The sequence below is a fragment of the [Clostridium] innocuum genome, from assembly GCA_012317185.1.
Taxonomy (GTDB): domain Bacteria; phylum Bacillota_I; class Bacilli_A; order Erysipelotrichales; family Erysipelotrichaceae; genus Clostridium_AQ; species Clostridium_AQ innocuum.
Genome location: CP048838.1, coordinates 4288141 through 4306425, shown reverse-complemented (window position 1 = coordinate 4306425; position 18285 = coordinate 4288141). Strand labels below are relative to the sequence as shown.

Genomic DNA, 18285 nt, shown 5'->3' with positions numbered 1-18285 from the left:
AGAGGTATATGAACAGGTTAATTTATAGGATACTGAAATTGATGTCATTTGTATTAATTCACCAAATCACACACATGTAAGCTATGCAGAAATGGCTTTGAAGGCCGGAAAGCATATTTTGGTGGAAAAGCCCTTTGCAATGAAAAGCAGTGATGCACAACGTGTTTTTACGCTTGCACAGGAAAAAGGATGCCTTGCATATACCAATCAGAATCGACGATTTGATGCGGATTTTCTTATATTGCAGGATATCATACAAAGTGGAAAGCTTGGTACGCTCATTGAAATAGAATCTCACTATGATTATTTTAAAACACGCCCCGTTGTAACACAGGATATGATTTTCAATTTGGGTATTCATACGATTGATCAAATGATAGCTCTGTTTGGTATTCCTGATAGAACGGATTATGATGTAAAAGGCATTCTTAATAAAGAAGATGGAGCCGATGATTATTTTGATATTAAACTTTATTACGGTAAGCTTAAGGTCTCAGTTAAAACGAGCCTGTTTGTGAAGCTGCCATATCCCAGATTCCTTGTACATGGCACAAATGGCAGTTTTATGAAATACAGTCAAGGGCATCTGTTCGCAAAATCTGCACAGGAGCCTATCGAGGCTTCCTTTCTGCAGGAACCGGAGGATAACTGGGGAGTATTATCATATATGGATGAATATGGGAATGATATTACGACCCGTATTCCCTCTAGGGTAACGGATTATGGTAAGATTTATGATGACCTGTACGCATGTATTTATCAGGGAAAGGCTCCCTATGTGAAGGCGGAGGAGGTGGTTGCAGTTTTAAACATTGCAGAGGAGGCAGAGAAAGCGGCAGGAAATTGATGATTGCATACCGTTTTTAACTGCGTACCGCTTTCCTTCTCTGTTATAGCTTAAACGGGACTGTTTTCAGAAAATGGCCGTCAATTCATTGATGTTGTGAAAGTAACATAGTATAATAAAAGTAACAACAAGGAGGTCGATTTTTATGGAAAATAAGACCATTATCACCATCAGCAGACAGTTTGGAAGTGGAGGACGTGAAATCGGTAAGAAAATAGCCGACCAGCTGGGAATACCGTTCTATGACAAGGAGCTCATTGAGATTGCTGCCAAAGAAAGCGGTATGGATAAAGAGCTTTTTGAAGAAGATGATGCCCGTACAAGCAAGGGGTTCCGACTCCTGGGTGCCTTGGGATATTCTCTGGGAGGACCATTGTCCACGATAACGGAATTATCATTAAATGATCGCTTGTATCTGGTACAGGAAGAAGTAATCAAGGGTGTGGCCTGTGAGGGATCATGCGTCATCGTCGGACGCTGTGCAGATTATGTGCTGCGGGATCGCAGTGATGTACTGAATGTGTATATTCATGCAGATATGGAGGATCGCAAAGAGCGTGCGGTTCATTCCTATGAGGTGGATGAACGCGATATCGAGGGCAGCATCAAGAAAATCGACAAGCGCCGTGCAAATTATTATGAGTACTATACGGATCGCAAATGGGGTCGTGCAGAGAATTATGATATCAGCATCAATTCCTCTACGTTCGGTATTGACGGCACTGTGGAAATTATTAAGATGCTCGCACAGAAAAAAGCATTATAAGGAATCATGCAGAAAGAAGAACATATAGTATAAAGGGCTGTATGTTCTTTTTCTGTACAAAATGTGAAGGCTTTCGAAAGATATGCGTAAACCCACAATTTCACAAGATTGTTTGACAACATACGCGGCGAGTGTTGTTATACTACAGGTAGAAAGACACAAGGAGGTTTCTGTTTATGCAATGGAAATTGACTCACAGGCACAATCATGAGTGCATTGAGAATAAAGGCGGTAAAACACTCAGCTATGATCCCAATCTCGGTATTCAGATTATCGAGCAGGACGGCTTTGCGTTTAAAGATCTGGATAATAACGGAAGGCTTGATCCTTATGAGGACTGGCGTCTGCCACTTACACAGCGAATTCAGGATTTCACCAGCCGGTTTGTTTTATGGCAGGAGGGGGACTGCCTGTATTATCGCAAGGGAAGGATCGAGCTGTCCAGAGAATTCTGTGACTGGATGAAAAATTGTGACTGCCGCACAACCATACTGCAGGCTTCTGACCTTTTACAGGAGGATGAGGAATACCTCAGAGAAAACTATATTCTGGCAATGCTGCTGCTGATGTTTGATAATGACTTTGACATGGGAAAGGAAGATTATCTGCTCCAGCTGATTGTACAGAGTATGGATTTGGGAGTTCTGGAAAACATCATCTACTCTATCATGGAGGCTCTAAAAAAATATGTGACAAAACGCTCTGCAGGAGTACAGCAGGAGCTTATCTTATAAACAGCACGAAATTGTGCTGTTTTGTTTTTACATCCGATACACAGTTTCATGTTTGTTCCTGTATTTGATATTACCTATATTTAGTATTGTGGAATACCTTCCTTTTCGTTATAATTCCGCTCATAGAAGAAGTGGAGGGATGTCCTGAAAACCTTTATGCTACACCACCCTAATTGCATGGAATGCAATATGCATTCGTTTGACCTCAGAAAAAAGGCCATACGGACAGCCAGGTCAAATGCCGATTATTGTGACTGTAAAGTCTTGTTGTTGGTTTAAAGCCAGTTTTATGAGTATCGATACTTGTAAGATCAATAAGAGTAATAAAGGCAGATGTTTGTCGTATAGACTCAGGATATCCCGTATATTTTATTATTATGAACATAGAATCATACAGCACAGCGGATATAACAGGATCAGTATGCACGTTTGCATATGCAGGTATTATACTCACTAAGAAAGTGAGGACATGATGAAAAAAACGATTATTTTTTGTATGGCAGCGGTACTGCTTTTCGGCTGCAGTGTGAAAACGGAGGAAAAGGAAAATTATAGTGATGAAATGAAGATAGCACATACAGTGGATCTGTCAGAAGATGACGGGGCAGACAGTGTGGAGCGTGAGGGTGATCAAAAGGAATCACCATATTTCAAGCATCCGGATTTCTATCATATGAAGTCTACAGATACGCTTACCTTGCTGCCGAAATTTAAAACGATGCAGCAGACGAGTGAATGGAGCTGCGGTGTGGATGCGGCACTCATGGTATTGCAGTATTACGGGAAGCTCGGTAAGCACAATGAGGAAACACTTGTGCAGCTTCGCACAAATAAACTGAAAAGTGAGGCTACCTCTTTACAATCCATGATACAGATTTTCGAAGGTGTTGGAGGGTTTCAGATTCATTCAACGTATGATTACAAGGAAAGCGATTACGATAAAATCAATCTGCGCATGATTCAGGATTTTTTAAAAAAAGGTATACCGGTTATGGTGGCATGGAATGACTGGGGAGGACACTGGCAGGTAATCATCGGATATGATACCATGGGGACGGAAACAACACAGGATGATGTTCTTATTGTGGCGGATTCCTATGATACAACAGACCATAATCAGGACGGCTATGGTATTTACCCTGCAGAACGTTTTTATTATAATTGGACGATGTATGATTTCTTTTCAAAGAATTACGGAATAGCGGAAAGAGATAAGCTGTTTATTGCTGTAGAGCCGAAAGCGTAAATGAAGGGAAGCTTTGTGCCTGGATATGCGGTAGGACACTCGATATCTTAATGAAGGGGCTGCTGTCCTGCTTTAGGCATACTGCAGGTTGACGATTGTAACTGTTGATAGAGCAGAAGAAACAACACCATATCTGTTGCATGTATACAGTCAGATACATCACAGACAGGTATATTCATAATATGGAAAGCAGGCTATGAACTCATTATAAGCAAAAAAGACAGAATCATGAACCTGAGAAGGTTCATGATTCTGTCTTTTGTTATGAAATGGCAATCATCCTATGCAGATGCAGAGAATAGATGCAGGTCGTGATACTATGCTTTGGATATAAGAGATGCATAGCCTTTTTATACATAGCAAGCTGTCCCTTATATCGTTGTATGAATTCCGCATCCTCTTTGAGAGAATCTGTCTTGAAATCAAGGATGATCATACGGTCGTTTTGAATGCTGACAAAGTCCATATAGCCATGTAGAATTTGCAATCCGTCCTTAACCATAAACGGCATTTCATGATGGACATCCCCTCTGTATGCCGACAGATAATCCGGATCCTTTCCCAGCTGCAGCAATGTCTGAATATCCCATTCCTTCAGCTCCAACAGCTGCTGATTGGCGACTTGGAGAATAACATCACGACTCCATATAGGAGCCTGAAGTGCCTCTATCATTTTATGCATCATGGTTCCATAATCACTTCCCTGCATGTCATCGTCAAATGTAAACGCAGGCAGCTCCCTTGCCTCTTGTGCGGAAGCGGTTACCAGTTCAATGCTTTTGGATGGCTTTTCATATACCCGGAAAGGATGATCTACGCCTGCCTCTGCCTGTTGCACCTCACTGTGCCAGAGGCGGTGCACCTCCTTTATAGTAAAGAGTGGACTTGGGTTGCATAAAAACGTCTGTAAAATCCATGATGTATAGCCATTGCGGTTGTATACCTGCGACATGCTTAACGGATGCTTATAGGCATCAAGCTCAAGTATACAGTCAACGATATGCATCTGTGTCTGGGCACGGGTGGTTGCCACGTAGAGAATGCGCATCTCCTCCTCCAGTTCTTCCTTATCCTTTTTATGTTCCATGGCGATTCGCGGTATCGTTGTGCGGACATAGCGCTGCGGTAAGTCCATTGCCTTCATTGCCAGTCCGAGCTCGGAATCACTGATACAGAAATCCTTAAATTCGATCGGTGTCTGCTTATCGGTAGACCATAGGAATACGACGGGGAACTGCAGACCCTTGGACTGGTGGATACTCATAACACGGACCACATCCGCCTCAGCGCCAATCGGAATCGCCTCTGCTGTCTGAGCATCCTTGATCTGTTCGATCTGTGAAAGAAAGGAGGATAATCCGGAGGCATACTGATCCTCAAACTGTACAGCCTTTTCAAACAGCAGATCCAGATTGGTTTTTTCCTGAATGCTTGTATGCAGACGATAATAATCCTGCATCTCATACAGTTTATTTATGAGCTCACTGATGCGCAGCCTGCCATGTTGGAAAATCAGCTCCTGTAATATTTCAAATCCGGGAAACGGATGCTCACAGAACCAGGAATAATAGGATTGTCCCTTTTCCTTCTGCAGCTTGGCCTGTGCGAAATCCATAGTTGATTTACGAAAAAGCGGTGACAGCATAGTGGCAGTAAAGCTGATATCATCGTGCGGATGCAAAATACACTTCATTGCGGACAGAATCACCTGTACGGCATTGGATTGATAGAATCCGTATTTGATATCAATGAAATACGGGATATTCAGCTCATCGAAAATCTTCTTCATATCATCCTTGCGGGCATTTCCACGGACGAGGACAACAAAGTCCTTCCACTTTCGCTGCTCGCGCTCCTTAATTTCCAAAATCTGATTGGCAATATAGCTTGCCTTTAATTCATTTTTGGAAACGATAATCCCCTCTGCTTCCTTAATTTCGTTATGGTATACAGCATGAAAACAGATGGGAACATTATCCTCGTTCTGCGCAGGGACACCGGTTTCTACATCATCCTCTTTTGCATAGCTGCAGGAAAATCCATCGATATTCATCAACAGCTTAAACAGGTCATTATTAAAATCGACAATCATTTTCTTGGAACGGTAATTATTTGAAAGATAAATAACCTCATCAAATACTCCGCGATGATCGATCAGTCCCTTCATCAAAGACGGCTTGGCATGACGGAATCCATAAATTGACTGCTTGATGTCTCCAACACGGAATACATTGTTCTTTCTGCAGATCAGCATTACCAGCTGGTTTTGAACATCATTGCTGTCCTGAAATTCATCCACCATGATTTCAACGAATTTTTCACGATAGATATCAGCAACACGGCCACCCTTCGCCTGTAAAATTTCCAGAGCGAAATGCTCCATATCATCAAAGTCGATGACCTTATGCTCTTCCTTTATCCTTGCATAGGCGCTGCGATAATCCCTGCACATGTCCACCAGCTTTTTTATATAAGGATACAAGTAGCGGATATCCCGCATGAATTCATCTTCACTGAATAGGATTTCCAGTTGTGCATCCTCTAAAGCAAGAAGACTTTTTCTCAGGCGCGCATATTCCTTATCCTCCTTATCCGGGCTTGGAGGTACAACGGCGTGTACAATGGCGAGAAAGGCAGCACGGTAAGCCTGATAATCCTGATTTTGCAAGGCCTGATGCAGGTCCTGAAGAGCAAGCAGCTTCTGTTCCACTATAGCGTGTTTTTTTACCTGATCATCATATTTTAACCGGTAAAGCTCATCTATACGGACCAGCGTTTCTTCATAACGTGCAGTTTGCACAACGAGATATTCAAAGAAATTCTCATAAATCTCTTTTGGTAAATCCTCCAGCAGATGCTTTTCATGATAATTCTCTGCCAGAGAATCCAGCCAGGCTTCCGGATCGGATTTGCTGGAGGCCAGTCCTGCAAGATTCATAATCATGGTACGCAGGGCCTCATCGTTTTCCGCTCTTGCTGAAAACATCTGACACAGCTGCAGAAAGCTTGCATCCTGCAGCTGATACTGTTTCGCAAAGGCTTCCTCCAGGGACTGCTGCTGAAACAGAACAATCGTTCCGTTATCCATAATGCTTTTGATACGCTGCGGATCCAGTCCGAGAATGTAATAATATTCCTGTATGATGGAAAGGCAGAAGGAATGGATGGTTGATATATGTGCTGTCTGTATACCCGTCAGCTGTCTGGTGATATAGCTTTTCTCTTCTTCTGTTCGGGCAGCGGTCAACGCCTTCTGCAGCTCTGTGGCCAGACGCTTTTTCATTTCGTTTGCGGCAGCTTCCGTGAAGGTCATGGCAAGAATGGAGTCAATGGAGACATGATCCTTCATGACCAGATCCATCAGACGTGCAATCAGCACGGTGGTCTTCCCGCTTCCTGCGGATGCGGATACCAGGATATTGCGTTCCTTTGTCTGAATCGCCTTCAGCTGCATGGGATTCCATTCAGGCATCTTCCTCACGTCCTTTCTGTTGCTGATAGATATCGTCCTCTACCTCCACCAGCTGTGTTTTTTCTGCATATATGCCCTTAAATCGGCAGATTTCATAATAGCTGCAAAACATACAGGCCTCTTCCATCGGCAAACAGCGAATGTCCCCGTTTATGATTCTGTTACCGATCATTTGATACATTATTGTAAAATAACGTTCGATACTGCCGAGATCATACAGCTTGCGCGGCTTTATGATCCCCTCCTTATTCTGACTCACACCAACAATGTGTGCGCCGTTGTCATCCAGTGCCTGTATATCACTGTCCATGACCCAGCCGTTCATGCGATGTGCCTTGTGACGGATTTCTTCATATTCCTCTTTACTGGATGGAAGATGTGTTACCGGTTTTCTCCGGGACAGCTTGCCTGCCGTATAAGGGATATTTTCATTTTTTAACGAAACGTAGAAGGATCCCAGAACACGTTTATGAAATTCTTTACTGCAGACGATGGAATAGGTTAGCAGCTGCAGCTGCAAGGCGGCAAATACGTTAGTCTCCGACAGCATTTTGGCAGAGCTTTTATAATCCAGAATACATAAGAATTCATCCGACGCATCGATGCGGTCAATATATCCCTTTAATGCGAGGCTGATGTCATCCCCTAGGGGAATGCTGTAATGAAACTCCTTCTCACGAAGATACGGAGATAATATGGAATGCTGTTCAAAGTCATCCAGCAAGCCCAAGGTCTGTGTCATAGAGGTAAGTATTCGCTGTGCAACATTTTCCAGCTTTTTTTCCAGAGATGGAAACACATCCTGCATAATCCGAATTTCCTTCATCAGCACTTCTTCGATTTTTTCCTCTGCCACCTTTGTATAGGCCTTCCCATATTTCCCTGTAAAGGTCTCCAGAAGGTAATGTGCGAGAGTGCCGGCATAGGAATCCGGAAAGCCGACCTTCATCGGTTCCCGCAGGGAAAGACCATAGCGCAGAAAGTAAGAGAACGGACATTTAACATAGCGTTCCAGAGCGGAAATGGAGCCCCGGATCATTTTATCTTTAACAAACAGAGCCTGTGCCATTTCAGGAGACAATGTAATGTTGGTGGAAACAGGTTCATAGCTGCTGTACAGCGGATAAGCTACTGAACCCGCTTTTGGATTCGCATGCTGCTTCTGGACATAGTCCTCAATTTCCAGGGCAGCCTCCATTCCTTTTCCCTCATAGGTGCCGAGCGGATAGGATACATATACGGATGGTGCTGCGTACAGCATTGCGGATATCTGTTCCAGATAAAACTGATAACGTCGTTCCATGGAAGGATAGGCTGAAATCAATGCGTGATAGTTCTCATCGAAAATGCCTTTTTTTGTTTGAAAGGCAGGATAGTCTTTTTGTGTACATCCCAGAATAAATAAATGCTTTCGGCAGAAGGGGGACTGGCGCAGATCACAGACGATGGCTCCGCTTCTTTCTTTGGGAGCACTGCTTTGTGTCATACCGTCAAGGAAGTACAGAAAAAATGCAATATCCTCTTTTTCTAATATATAAGGATGGAGCTCCTTCAGCATCGCCTCAATATCCAGAAGAATTTTGGTATCTGCATCGTCCCTGCGCAGAGATTCTCTGACATAGGAAGCAGCGGTCTGTATCATCGCTTCTATCGATATCGGCTGTTTCAGCGGACGCAGATAGACCACCAGCTGTTGACGAACCAGCTCAGCCTCTTCTTCCAGCTTTTGCAGCTTGGCCAGCTCAAGTGCATCGAGAATATGTCCCTCATCCTCAATCTGCTGTAAATGGTCAAAGGCTTCCTCGATATTACAGGAAAATACATCCAGATAATCCTTCAGCTTCTGCAGCTGTTCCATGTGTACGACACCGCAATCCAGAACACGGAGAAGATTTTCCGTATCCGGCTTCAGATAATAAGAGAACAATGCGGAAAAGCGGTGTGGCAGTATACTCGCATGGGAATCCTGCAGCAGTGTATACGGTATTTGATAACGCTGGAAAATCTGTGCAAGAATCGGCTTATAGGTTGCATTGGCAAGGGTGATATGAATATCATCCGCATCCAGATCGTGCTCGATAATATATTGTGCACATGCTTCAATTTCCTGGCGCTTGTTTACAGCATGGAAAAACAATGGCATTGGCTCATACACTGGCGGAGTACAGCGCTGTGCCCCCTGCGCAACCAGCGCCTGTATGAGCTGTTCTTCCTCCAGCGTGTGATACACATCCAGAATATGCAGATCATCCAGCCGCTTTGTTTTTATATTCGTTAATGCTGCACGCTGCTGTTTGGAAGGCACGGCAATATCCGTGAGCTGAGAAAGGATTGCAAACAGTTCTTTTTGTGCTTCACTTTCCTGAGGCAGCTCACTCTGGGGGATGTTCCAGAAATAAATGGAATCCAGAAACGACCTGCATTCGTTCAGAAATACCGAGGAGTCCGCCACCTCACGATAGATTTTCAGCTGCGGAAGGATTGTCTGTATCCGCTGCTTATACTGATATAAGGCAACATGTCTGGACGGTACTGCAACATTTGCCTGCTGCTGCAGCCATCCCTGCAGAGTGTTCAGCTTCAGTCCCAGCAAGCCGCTGCGTGTTTTTAAAAGCTCCTCGCGCAGAGCTGCGTGCAGGTAGGCTGGGGCAATAAGGGTGCTGCCGGGACCCAATTTCTGTAAAAATGTCATATTGTACCTCCTGAAAATGTTGTTTTGATTTTTGGCGTGCTGCTTACTACAGGATAATCATATCATATTGCCCGCATAACAGCGATGAAAAAAGCTCTGTATAAATATGGAATGGAAGCGCGCTGCCTGTGTTATTTCATCAATAGTCTATACGGTAGCTGATAGCTTTCCAACATGAGTAGTATGATTATAATATCAAGCAGAAAAAAATACAAATGAAAAACGATGGAATGTCATATTTTCCACAGGTGCAGAATGCGTAATCCCACAAACATACCTTTCCAGACCAAATGGTAAAAAAGGTGATAAATAAAGGCTGAAATTGTATTTTAGGCATTTTATTACCGGAAGGGATATGATAAAATACAAACGTTGAAGTAAGTTGGGAAGTGATGATGTGAAGAAGTATTTTCAATTTAAAAAGGAAGAAAAAGCTGTACTGGCAATCGGTATTCTGATGATTGCTGTTGTTTTGACTGCAGGACTGCTGAAGCAGAAATTTGTAAAAGCGGAAGCCTATGTGCCGTTGAAGGAGGAACAACAAAGCGTCAATGCGATTGCTGCCAAGAAAGAGACCTTTATCATTGAGCAGAACGCAAAGCTGAGTCAGAAGGCGGAAACCTATGTAAATGCAGATTCCGATGTATTAAATAAGGTTAAGCTGGATTTGTCTGCGGTTGATGTTACAACACCGGGTACCTATCAGGCTGTAGCATCCTTACAGAAGGAGCGTGTATCCTTTGCAATTAAGGTTGTGGAAAATGCAAAGCCGGTTATACAGGCGGCACATGCGGATTTTCAATTTGTTATTGAATCCAATTCAACAATGCAGGAGGTACGTGATTATGCTGGTGTTACTGCCGCAGATGCATCTGGAAACGATTTGAGTGCATTGATTACCGGATGGGATGAGGAGCTGCCTGTGGAAGCAAAAACAGTAACCTACCAGCTGAGTGTCGAGGATGCACAGGGGCAGCGTGCAAAGAAATCAGTGCGTGTGCAGTACCTGCTGCCGAAAGAGGATAAGAAGGATTAGTGCTGAAAGGTATATTTGAGAATGTGTATGAATGGATGCGGAGCTGTTGTTAGTTTTACAGCCTACGCATCCTATTTTTGTTTATCAGATATGAATATTAATTACAATTTCCACTTTTATTGAAGTCTGCTGTGCCAACCTGTATTCGCCTAAGCGCTATCTGGTATACAGTTATAAGACTGTATCATGATTTACCAAATGAATTTTTTCACTTCGTCTATACTCTGATTTTAAGATTTTTTCTGTATTTCCGACAGGATATATGCTACACTGTAAATACAAAAAAAGGAGAGGCCGGTCTATGAGAAACTATATAAATACTACAATCCATTCACATCTAATTCATCCGCAAAAGCCCCGGCCTTTCAGTAGCTCAACCGCTTGCTAGAAGCGTTTTTTCTTATACGTTCATTCATTCCTTACAATTATTAAGTAGCTTACAGCAGCTGAACACCGCTTGTCGGCGGTAAGGACTGCCTTGTTTTTGTTGCATCTGTTCCTGCGTATGATACGAAACAGCAGGTACCTCTGTATGCTAATGAAAACAATAGCAGAACAAGAGCACCACCGGATCATATCCTTAAAGTACAGATAGCAATAGGAGAAAGAAAGGATATGATTATGACAACAAAAATGAAAACAGAAGCAGCAGCTATGATTAGCTGCTATGATAATAAAAAGAAATATGACATGTACTGTAAAAAGCTATTATCAAACAAGCAGATTCTCGCCTATGTGATGAAGGGCTGTATTCCGGAATACGCAGATATTCCACTGGAGGACATACCGTCCTATATCGAAATGTCTTCTATAAACACAGCAGACTGTGAATATATCGATGATTATCAGGTTGAGGTCACGGATGAAGCCATACCGGGTGCACAGATCAAATACGATATTCAGTTCGAGGCGACAATCCCCATGAAGCAGAAGAAAGCCGATAAGAGCACACCTGCGGATAAGAAAGTTTGCATGATCATCAATCTGGAAAGCCAGGCAAATGATGATCCCGGTTATCCTCTGATCAAGCGTGCTTTGTATTATTGCAGTAGATTGATGGCAAGACAGAAGCATCCCAAGGATGGATTTCAGCATTCGGATTATGACAAAATTAAAAAGGTCTGTTCCATCTGGATCTGTATCGGTCACAACAATCAAAAGAACGATGTCATCAACACCTATAAGATACAGGAAACATGTGAAACAAAGATATGGCATGCCGCGAAGGAGGACTATGACTTGATTACAGCAGTCATGGTGTATCCGAAAAAGGAAGGCGTACGAAAAGCGCAGGATATTCCGAATGCGGTAGAGCAGGAGGATGAGAACAAGCAGAGGCTTTTAGAGCTGTTAAAGATTTTGTTTATAAAAAATCTCGTTATAGAGGATAAAAAGGATCAATTACAGAAGACGTATGGTATACTAATGGAGAAGGAGATAGATAAGGAGGTCATGACGATGTGCAACTTTAGCGATTTCATTGAGCAAAGAGGCAAGGAAGAGGGAAAAGTGGAAGCAACACTACTCCATGTAAAAAAACTGATGCAGAAAATCGATGTCAGTGCGGTGGATGCTATGAACATACTGGATGTTGAAGAAGACATACGACCTACGGTTCTGCAATCTCTACATCTATCCTAAAAAGCTATACCTACAGTAATTTTTAAAGAGCTGTATCATCTCAGCTCTTTTTTGTACCACTAAAATTTGTTTATTGTTTTTGCAATATCATGAGATAAGTTGAATCTGCAAGTGAAAGAGCTTATGGGAACAGCAGCTGGAAGTACTTTAAAACGTGTCAAACTGATAGCAGTCACACTTTGCAAACCTTTTAATTCTTTGTTATGTATGCTTATAAAATCGGTATAGAACGCGCTTCATTCTGAAAGCACATAAAGGATATAATATATGTTTTTTTCATTATGCATATTATTACGTAGGAAGGAGCGATATAAATAATGTGTAGAAACCGCCTGCTTATGTAAAGTAAAATTCAGGAAATTCTCACAGACATTTTGACATTCAAATACTTATAACTTATAATCGCATTGAACACGTATCAGAATAAAGAGGTGAAAACATGCGGAGAAAATCCAGGGTAGCAGACACATTGAAGCAACTCTGTGCAGACATCAGCCTTTCTTCCATACAGGAAGGCTATGAGGGGGTCAGCGCACAGCAGCTATCCGATTTCATGGGGATGGATCGGGCGAATGTAAGTAAAGAACTGAATCAGCTTTTTCAGGAGAATGCAGTTATCAAGATCACCGGAAGACCGGTTTATTATTTCGACAGGGAACGCATGGAGGTCCTGCTGGCGCATTCACTGGAACGTTTTGCTGTTTCCTCTCTGCAGGAATATTTGCAGGAACGAGGAGAAGTGTATACCGAAAATGATTTCGATAAGCTGATCGGCAGTGATAAAAGTCTGAAGACGATGATCAACAAGGCAAAGGCGGCTATGATCTATCCGCCGTTTGGCCTGCATACACTGCTGGTGGGACCAACAGGTGCGGGTAAGACGATGTTTGCGGAAATCATGTATCAGTATGCCAAGGATCATGGTGTACTGCAAAAGACTGCACCGTTTGTTATTTTCAACTGTGCCGAATATGCGGATAATCCACAGCTTCTGCTGGGACAGCTGTTCGGATATGTAAAGGGTGCCTATACCGGCGCAGACAGGGAAAGTGAAGGTCTGGTGGAAAAGGCACAAAACGGTGTCCTCTTTCTGGATGAAATTCACCGGCTGCCTCCGGAGGGGCAGGAAATGCTGTTCATGCTGCTGGACAAGGGAGAATACCGCAAGCTGGGAGCCAATGAAACTAGCAAGGATGCCAGAGTGCTGATCATCGCCGCAACAACGGAAAACCTGGAATCCAGTCTGCTTCAGACCTTTTTACGAAGGATACCGATGACGATCACCATGCCTTCTCTGGAGGAGCGCTCCATTGAAGAGCGCTATGAGCTGATTGAAAAATTCTTCCGTCAGGAATATAACCAGGTCAAAATTCCTATTCAGGTTAAGGCCAAGGTCATGCGGGCTTTGCTGTCCTACGATTGCAAGGGGAACATCGGGCAGCTGAAGGCGGATATCCGCCTGCTCTGTGCCAACGGCTTTCTGGAGCATATATCCCGTCAGGATAACGTGATTCGCATTACTTTGTCCTTACTGCAGGAGCATATCTATCACGGTCTTTTAAATTCCGGCAAGCAGAAGGAGGTTGATGATTTTCTGACCATACATGATCAGGAGATCTTCGTCTATGATCAGGAAACAAAGCTGGAACACTATGATGGCGAGTTTTTGAATATTTATGAGGAAATGAACCGCCGTTTTCAGGATTATGAGGCAAAGGGCTTTGACAATGCAAACATCAACCGTCATATGCGCATGTATATCGAAACCTATATCAAAACCTTAAGCAATCAGATTGAGGAATCCGGGAGTGAAGCAATGCTTTACAAAATTGTACCGATTCATGTATATCATGCAGTAGAGGTTGCCCTGCAGCTGGCTCAGCAGCGACTTGGCTATCCGATTTCCAAAAAGGTGTATACGGCAATGGCGCTGCATATATCCGCGCTGATGGAAAACAAGCGTAAGGAGCATGAGCTGAATGCAAACGTCTATGACGTTCTCAGTGAAAATCCGAATGAATATCATGTGGCAATGGAAATCATGAGCTTCCTGCAGAAAGAGCTGGAAATTCCGTTTCCACCGCAGGAAATCGTCTTCTTTACAATGTTTCTGTGTATTGAAAAGGATAAGCCGCAGGTAAACGGAGCGATTGCACTTCTTGCACTGGCACATGGAAACGGTGTGGCACGCAATATGGTGGATGTTGCCAACGCGCTGCTGGACACACGCCATGGTCATGCGCTTGATATGAGCCTGCATCAGAGTGTGGATGATTTTCTGGAAACGGTGACACGCAAGGTGAAGGAAATTGATGAGGGAAAGGGGGTGCTCATTCTTGTCGATATGGGCTCCCTGCTATCCTTTGGAGAAATCATTACACAGAAAACCGGAATTCCAACAAAGACAATCGATATGATATCCACACCGTTTGTACTGGAAGCTTTGCGGAAAACGATGCTGAGCGAATATACACTGGACGATTTGTATCGCGAGCTGCGAAGCTATACTCCATATATCGGAAAGCTGTACTCCAAGGAAATCAAGCAAAAGGCCCTGCACCAGAATGTCATTGTAACGACCTGTCTGAGCGGCGAAGGGGCAGCGGTTAAGCTGGGAGAGCTGATTCGCTCCGCCATACCTGCCATAGACGAATATCATATCGATATTGTTGCATGCAATACGGAATCCTTTAAAGAAAAGCATCTGGAAAATAAACGTATTCTTGCCGTTGTCGGTGCCAGAGATCTGCATCTGGAGGATACGCTGTACATATCCAGTGATAAAATCATTCTGGAGGACGGTTTGGCAAAAATCGCACAAATCATATCCACAGCGCTTGGGGTTGAAGACAGGGAGCCGGTTTCCTCCAATATCGTCATGAATAATTTTCTGAAGGAATCGCTTGTGTTCCTTGACCCGATAAAAGCAGATGATGTGATACGCAAATCCTTCCAGGTCATATCCAAGATGTGGGATATTGACGACTATAACCGGATACTGATTGGTTATATGATGCATGTCGGATGTATGATTGAGCGCTGTATTCGCGGTGCGGAGATGGAATATGATGCCTGTCAGGAACGTATTCAGCGAAATGAAAAGCTGTATCGTCTTGTCCGTACAGCGATGAAAATCATTGAGCGGGAATTTCAAATCCGCATCTCTGACACAGAAGTGGCTTACATCATGGATAACTTTGACACAGAATGACACACTAGCATACAGAGATGGAAAAGTGCTGATAAACAGGCACTTTTTTATTTTGGCACGGGACTTGCTAGTAAATGAGTGAAGGTAATAAGAAAGGAGTAAGTTATGGAGGATAATGTATGGGTCTTCGTCTGTACACATGGCAGATTCGGTGAAGAGCTGATGAAATCCGCTGAGATGATTGCCGGTGAGGCAGAGAATGTATTTGCGTTTTCTCTGATGCCGGGAATGCAACCGGAGGAATACAGAGCAATGCTGGAGAAGCAGCTGGAGAAGCTGGGTGATGGTAAGGTTCTGTGCCTGGTGGATCTGTTTGGCGGAACACCGTGTACGACATGTGCGATTCTGTCGAAAACATATGACATGCAGGTGATTTCCGGATTGAATCTGGCGATGTATATCGAGGTGACCTCACAAAGAAATCTTCGCCCTAGACAGGAGTTAGTTGAAGTAGGACTGGAAATACTGAGAGATAGTGGAAAAGATGTTATAAAATTGCTTAATGAGCGTAAATAAGGAGGTTTTTATATGGCTGATATAAATTTAGTGCGTATCGATTTTCGTCTGATACATGGTCAGGTAGTTACCAAATGGGTGAAACAGGCAAATGCAAATCGAATTATAATCGTTAATGATATGCTGGCTAAGGATGAGTTTTTAGCTAGTGTTTATAAAATGGCTGCTCCATCTAATGTTAAGGTAGATATTTTTACAGTAGATGATGCAATGGCTAAGTGGACAACAGATCAGTTCGGAGAAGGTAAAGTTTTGCTCTTATTTAAAAACGTTAGTGATATACGAAATCTTCAGAGGCTAGGCTTCCCTCTTCCTGAGGTACAAATTGGAGGGCTTGGTGGAGGTTCTGGTAGAATCAATACTTCCAGTGGAATCTCGTTTGATGCAAAGGATGTACAACTTTTGAAGGAAATGATAGCGGAAGGAAGTGATATTCACATACAGGTTGTACCAACACAGCAGAAATATGAAATAGAGAAAGTGATTGAAAAATTAGAGTTCAATGAATAGAGGAGGAAATGAATATGGATACTAGTTTATTGCTAATTGCAGCATTTTGTGGGATTTGGCAGTTTGTATCAACGACAGATTTTGGTTATACCCTGAGTGATACTCTGGGACAGCCTGTTCTTGTAGGTGCGCTTCTTGGACTTTTAACTGGACAGGTGGAGCAAGGTTTAATGATTGGGGGATCTTTAGAGTTAATGTATTTAGGAATCATTTATCCAGGAGGTACTGTTCCAGCGTGTGCTTCTAGCGCAGCATTGGTAGCTATTCCGATTGCACTCCGTACAGGGCTTGATGCACACGCAGCAACTGTTTTAGCAGTCCCTTTCGGAATACTGGGTTCTATACTATGGAACGTTAAATATTCAATCAACTCAACGTTTACTATTCGCGCACAAAAAAGCGTAGAAAACGGAAATTATGCAGCAGTTACACGTAATGCTTCTGTATACCCACTTATACTCACGTTCTTTCTAACTGCTATACCGATTTTTCTCGCTAATATACTGGCACCTACGCTCGTTGAAGGGGTAATCAATTCAATTCCAACATGGGCTATGCACGGTATTGAAGTAGCAGGCGGCGTATTACCCGCAATTGGTTTTGCAATGGCGGTGTATACAATTGGAAAAATGGAATTTCTACCATTCTTTGTAATTGGATATTTCTTAGTTATATACTTTGAAGTAGCTACAATGGGAGTTGCAATTTTCGGAACATGTATTGCTTTATTATATTTGTTCCTTAAAAATAAAAAAGAAAGGGAGGTGTAATCATGACAGCAGCAGTTAAGGAATCAAAGATTACAAAAAAAGAATTATTCAGAGCTTATAATAAATGGTATTGGCTGTGTGAAGTTTCACATTGCTATGATCGACTGCAGTCATTATCTTTCTGTGCCAGTATTCAAAATACATTACGGAAGCTATATCCAAATGATGAGGAGTATCAGGAGGCACTGCTTCGCCATTTGCAATTCTTCAATACGGAGGGAACTATAGGTTCTGTAATTCATGGTATTACGATGTCGTTGGAAGAAGAAAAGGCAGCAAATAAGGAAATTTCTGGAGAAATGATAATAGCTTTGAAAACGGGATTGATGGGCCCTGTAGCAGGAATTGGAGACACATTGATTTGGGGTACACTTAAACCTATATGTCTTGCACTTGCTACAACGATGGCTTTAAGCAACAATCTAATTGGTGCATTCTTCGTATTGTTATTTCCTTTGGCTGGATATTTCATTGGCTACTATATGTGCCGTCTGGGATATTCACTTGGCCGTAACGCTATCAGTAAGCTTATACAAAGTGGACTAATGAATCGAATAATTGATGCCTGCAGTATCCTAGGGCTAATGATGATGGGAGCGTTGTCTGCAAGTTTTGTATCACTAACAACAACGGCAGGTTTTAAATTGGAAAATAGTGATCCGATTTTACTTCAGAATATATTAGATGGCATTATGCCAGGGTTATTGCCTTTTGCTGTGATTACAGGTATTTATTTCTACATGAAGAAAAAAGGAACAAAGTATGGCGGTATCCTAATTGGTATTATTATTGCTTCACTTATACTGTCATTCTTTGATATTGTTTAAACAAGATCTTAAAAACT

The 18285-nt window shown here is 42.7% G+C and carries 13 protein-coding genes; 11 read left to right on the top strand and 2 right to left on the bottom strand.

Features of this window, described 5'->3' with window-relative positions; genetic code table 11:
- Nucleotides 1–46 precede the first annotated feature (46 nt).
- The 4 genes from G4D54_21090 (at nt 47) to G4D54_21075 (ending at nt 3593) form a co-directional block, all read left to right on the top strand.
- Complete coding sequence (locus G4D54_21090) at nt 47–847, top strand: Gfo/Idh/MocA family oxidoreductase (protein QJA05256.1); 801 nt, start codon at nt 47–49, stop codon at nt 845–847.
- A 145-nt stretch (nt 848–992) separates the two neighbouring features.
- Nucleotides 993–1613 (top strand): cytidylate kinase-like family protein, encoded by a 621-nt coding sequence (locus tag G4D54_21085; GenBank protein ID QJA04751.1) that lies wholly within the window; start codon nt 993–995, stop codon nt 1611–1613.
- Nucleotides 1614–1789: 176 nt separating this feature from the next.
- Entirely contained in the window at nt 1790–2347 is a 558-nt protein-coding gene (locus G4D54_21080) for a beta-glucosidase (GenBank protein QJA04750.1), read from the top strand.
- A 472-nt stretch (nt 2348–2819) separates the two neighbouring features.
- Nucleotides 2820–3593 carry a hypothetical protein gene (locus G4D54_21075; GenBank protein ID QJA04749.1) on the top strand — a complete coding sequence of 258 codons (774 nt, stop codon included), beginning with the start codon at nt 2820–2822 and terminating at the stop codon, nt 3591–3593.
- A gap of 262 nt (nt 3594–3855) precedes the next feature.
- Here the strand turns inward: G4D54_21075 and G4D54_21070 are convergent, their stop codons facing one another.
- Together G4D54_21070 and G4D54_21065 are read right to left on the bottom strand one after the other, a co-directional pair.
- The gene (locus tag G4D54_21070) at nt 3856–7065 is read right to left on the bottom strand and encodes a UvrD-helicase domain-containing protein (protein QJA04748.1); all 3210 of its coding nucleotides are present in this window, start codon (nt 7063–7065) and stop codon (nt 3856–3858) included.
- Nucleotides 7058–9757, bottom strand: a complete 2700-nt coding sequence (locus tag G4D54_21065; GenBank protein ID QJA04747.1) for a hypothetical protein — start codon at nt 9755–9757, stop codon at nt 7058–7060. The genes G4D54_21070 and G4D54_21065 overlap by 8 nt, the downstream gene beginning before the upstream one ends.
- A 397-nt stretch (nt 9758–10154) precedes the next feature.
- On the opposite strand from G4D54_21065, the gene G4D54_21060 reads away from it, so the two are divergent.
- The 7 genes from G4D54_21060 (at nt 10155) to G4D54_21030 (ending at nt 18268) form a co-directional block, all read left to right on the top strand.
- Nucleotides 10155–10793 (top strand): hypothetical protein, encoded by a 639-nt coding sequence (locus tag G4D54_21060; GenBank protein ID QJA04746.1) that lies wholly within the window; start codon nt 10155–10157, stop codon nt 10791–10793.
- A gap of 615 nt (nt 10794–11408) precedes the next feature.
- Nucleotides 11409–12434: a hypothetical protein gene (locus G4D54_21055; GenBank protein QJA04745.1), complete on the top strand. Its 1026-nt coding sequence runs from the start codon at nt 11409–11411 to the stop codon at nt 12432–12434.
- A 439-nt stretch (nt 12435–12873) separates the two neighbouring features.
- Complete coding sequence (locus G4D54_21050) at nt 12874–15645, top strand: sigma 54-interacting transcriptional regulator (protein QJA04744.1); 2772 nt, start codon at nt 12874–12876, stop codon at nt 15643–15645.
- Nucleotides 15646–15750: 105 nt separating this feature from the next.
- A complete protein-coding gene (locus tag G4D54_21045; GenBank protein ID QJA04743.1) occupies nt 15751–16161 on the top strand; it encodes a PTS sugar transporter subunit IIA in 411 nt (136 codons plus the stop codon).
- Between the two features lie 12 nt (nt 16162–16173).
- Nucleotides 16174–16671 (top strand): PTS sugar transporter subunit IIB, encoded by a 498-nt coding sequence (locus G4D54_21040; protein QJA04742.1) that lies wholly within the window; start codon nt 16174–16176, stop codon nt 16669–16671.
- Between the two features lie 14 nt (nt 16672–16685).
- Nucleotides 16686–17441, top strand: coding sequence for a PTS sugar transporter subunit IIC (locus G4D54_21035; GenBank protein QJA04741.1), 756 nt, complete (start codon nt 16686–16688; stop codon nt 17439–17441).
- 2 nt (nt 17442–17443) lie between these two features.
- Entirely contained in the window at nt 17444–18268 is an 825-nt protein-coding gene (locus tag G4D54_21030) for a PTS system mannose/fructose/sorbose family transporter subunit IID (GenBank protein QJA04740.1), read from the top strand.
- The last annotated feature ends 17 nt before the right edge of the window (nt 18269–18285 follow it).

What these genes read in the sequence shown, in the direction of transcription:
- G4D54_21030 (QJA04740.1), top strand. Translation starts at nt 17,444, where the DNA reads ATGACAGCAGCAGTTAAGGAATCAAAGATTACAAAAAAAGAATTATTC.
- G4D54_21040 (QJA04742.1), top strand. Translation starts at nt 16,174, where the DNA reads ATGGCTGATATAAATTTAGTGCGTATCGATTTTCGTCTGATACATGGT.
- G4D54_21065 (QJA04747.1), bottom strand. Translation starts at nt 9,757, where the DNA reads ATGACATTTTTACAGAAATTGGGTCCCGGCAGCACCCTTATTGCCCCA.
- G4D54_21035 (QJA04741.1), top strand. Translation starts at nt 16,686, where the DNA reads ATGGATACTAGTTTATTGCTAATTGCAGCATTTTGTGGGATTTGGCAG.
- G4D54_21075 (QJA04749.1), top strand. Translation starts at nt 2,820, where the DNA reads ATGAAAAAAACGATTATTTTTTGTATGGCAGCGGTACTGCTTTTCGGC.
- G4D54_21070 (QJA04748.1), bottom strand. Translation starts at nt 7,065, where the DNA reads ATGCCTGAATGGAATCCCATGCAGCTGAAGGCGATTCAGACAAAGGAA.
- G4D54_21080 (QJA04750.1), top strand. Translation starts at nt 1,790, where the DNA reads ATGCAATGGAAATTGACTCACAGGCACAATCATGAGTGCATTGAGAAT.
- G4D54_21085 (QJA04751.1), top strand. Translation starts at nt 993, where the DNA reads ATGGAAAATAAGACCATTATCACCATCAGCAGACAGTTTGGAAGTGGA.
- G4D54_21050 (QJA04744.1), top strand. Translation starts at nt 12,874, where the DNA reads ATGCGGAGAAAATCCAGGGTAGCAGACACATTGAAGCAACTCTGTGCA.
- G4D54_21055 (QJA04745.1), top strand. Translation starts at nt 11,409, where the DNA reads ATGATTATGACAACAAAAATGAAAACAGAAGCAGCAGCTATGATTAGC.
- G4D54_21045 (QJA04743.1), top strand. Translation starts at nt 15,751, where the DNA reads ATGGAGGATAATGTATGGGTCTTCGTCTGTACACATGGCAGATTCGGT.